Here is a 2362-nt window from a genome sequence, read left to right on the forward strand (position 1 = left end):
TCTCATCAGTACTTCTTGACGAAGAGCCCTTTTTAATGGCTGTTAAACACTATTCCTAATTTTTATTCGTATGTTTGAACCGCAGTCGTTCGGATTACGAAAACGGATGTCCCGGAATGACGGGTCATGTAGGAAGCCTGGGAACCAACGGCCTTCCGGTTACCCCACTTTCCGATAGAACCAATGATCAACAGGTCTGGTTGGAAAGCTGGAATAACATGATTGCAAATCCGTTCAGCAGGGCGTTCACCGCGATCGACAATTCCGGTAATCTTCTTTGGGTCGACACCGTAATCGATAGCGGCTTGAACGTATTCATTAACACGTTTCCTTAATTCGTCCTCAGTACTGTGAACGTAATCCTTATCAAGGATTTGGTAAACATTAATATTACCAGTTTCTAAGATAGAAACAATTCCTAATTCGGAGCCGTCGCGCTTCGCCTTATCTACGGCATAGGAAAAAGCAGCCCGGGCGTCCGGTGCATCATCAACACCAACGAGGATCTTTTTGAACTTCTTTGGCTTAATTTCAAACATTAATATTCCCCTCTCTAGGTTAGACTAACGGTAGCTTCACCGTTAACGTTCCACTAACTATGTTACTACTAATCTGTAATTTGTAAATAAAATTTTTGGTCGTCCTAAAAGAAAAGTCAGTTAAAATACATTCTACTTTTTGTGTTTACTTATATCAATCCATTGTTAAAGATCGTACATGGCTACTGATGAGTGGTATTATTATAATAATATAGTTATTGTTTGATTTTGAGAGGAAGGCTTATTACATGGAAAAGAAAGCGACCAGCTGTACAGCTATTTTAGTCGGTAAAAATGCCTCTATCGATGGTTCCACCATCATTGCCCGTGACGAAGATGGGTATGACGGTATTAATCCCATTACTTTTAGGGTATTTCCGGCTAAAGATTATACCGGTGAACACTACGTTTCTTCATATAACGGTTTAGCAGTCGACCTTTCTGGAAAGGGTTGCCGCTTCACTGCTACACCAGCAGGCGTTGATAAAAAGGATGGTACTTTAGAAAGCGGCCGGTGGGATGAACAAGGTATCAACGAGTACAATGTTGCAATGAGCTCAACCGAAACGGAAACAACCAATCCACGGGTTTTAGGACATGATCCATTAGTAAAAAATGGCGTTAATGAAGATTCTATGCTCTACCTTGTCCTTCCATTTATCAGGTCCGCCCGGGAAGGTGTGCAACGTCTCGGTAGCCTGATTGAAAAATATGGAACTGGTGAAACCAACGGGATTGCCTTTAGCGACAAAGACGAGGTTTGGTACTTAGAAACAGCCGGTGGTCACCAGTGGGTAGCACAACGGATTCCTGACGACGCCTACGCGATTGCTCCTAATAATATGTGTATTCAGGAAATCGACTTCGACGATTCAGATAACTTTATGTACGCCCCGGGAATTCAGGAATTTGTTAAAAAGTACCACCTCAATCCTTACCCGGGCAAGTTCAACTTCCGGAAGATTTTTGCCACTGAAGATGAAGCTGACGCTTACTACAACACGCCACGGACCTGGTACGGTCAAAAACTCTTCAACCCATCAATTGAACAGGAACCAACCAGTCAAGACATGCCATTTATTCGCCGGCCGGAAAAGAAAATTGCGGTTGAAGATGTGGAATTCTTCCTGTCTTCCCACTATAACCAAACTCCTTACGACCCAATGGGAACTTATTCTTCCGGTACCCCAGATGAAATGAAGCGATTCCGTTCAATTGCCCTTGACCGGAATCAAAGTTCATGCATCCTTCAAATTCGCAATGACGTCCCTGCTGAATACGCAGCAATCCAGTGGATTAACTTTGGCTTCCATAGTTATAGTCCGTATGTTCCATTCTTTACTAACGTCAATGACACTCCTGCTAATTATGCTTATGCACCAGAAGAAGCAGAACCAGAAAAAAGTGCCTACTGGATGTACAAACTTCTCGAGGTAATCGTGGAACCCCGCTATCATGAGTTTATCAACGAAGTTAACGCCTTCCGTGACCAATGCCAAAGCTACGCAGTTAGTCGAGTCGATGCAATTACTGCTGGTGCAGCACATAAATCAGGTCAGGAATTAATCAACTTCCTGACAGCAGAAAACGAAATCTCCGCTAACCATACAACTACCTCAGCCAGGAAACTCTTGAATAGCTTGATCCATCAAGCGCTACTAAATTCAAAGTTCCAATTTGAACGTGGCGATAACCTGTAATACTGTAATAATCAAAGCGGGAGAGCGGGCCAGAACGTGACCCCATCTCCGTCAACGCACAGCAAGCCTACTCGGGGGGGCGGTCAAATGCTGCTTTATCAGCGTTTGACCTGCCAGCCAGCT

The 2362-nt window shown here is 43.7% G+C and carries 2 protein-coding genes; one reads left to right on the top strand and one right to left on the bottom strand.

Translation table 11 applies throughout. The features are described 5' to 3' along the window. Positions 1–62 precede the first annotated feature (62 nt). Positions 63–539 carry a universal stress protein gene (locus FC49_RS09520; protein WP_003714739.1) on the bottom strand — a complete coding sequence of 159 codons (477 nt, stop codon included), beginning with the start codon at positions 537–539 and terminating at the stop codon, positions 63–65. A 248-nt stretch (positions 540–787) separates the two neighbouring features. On the opposite strand from FC49_RS09520, the gene FC49_RS09525 reads away from it, so the two are divergent. Next, positions 788–2239, top strand: coding sequence for a C69 family dipeptidase (locus FC49_RS09525; protein WP_056984882.1), 1452 nt, complete (start codon positions 788–790; stop codon positions 2237–2239). Positions 2240–2362 lie beyond the last annotated feature (123 nt).

The sequence above is a fragment of the Limosilactobacillus oris DSM 4864 genome, from assembly GCF_001434465.1.
GTDB classification, from domain to species: domain Bacteria; phylum Bacillota; class Bacilli; order Lactobacillales; family Lactobacillaceae; genus Limosilactobacillus; species Limosilactobacillus oris.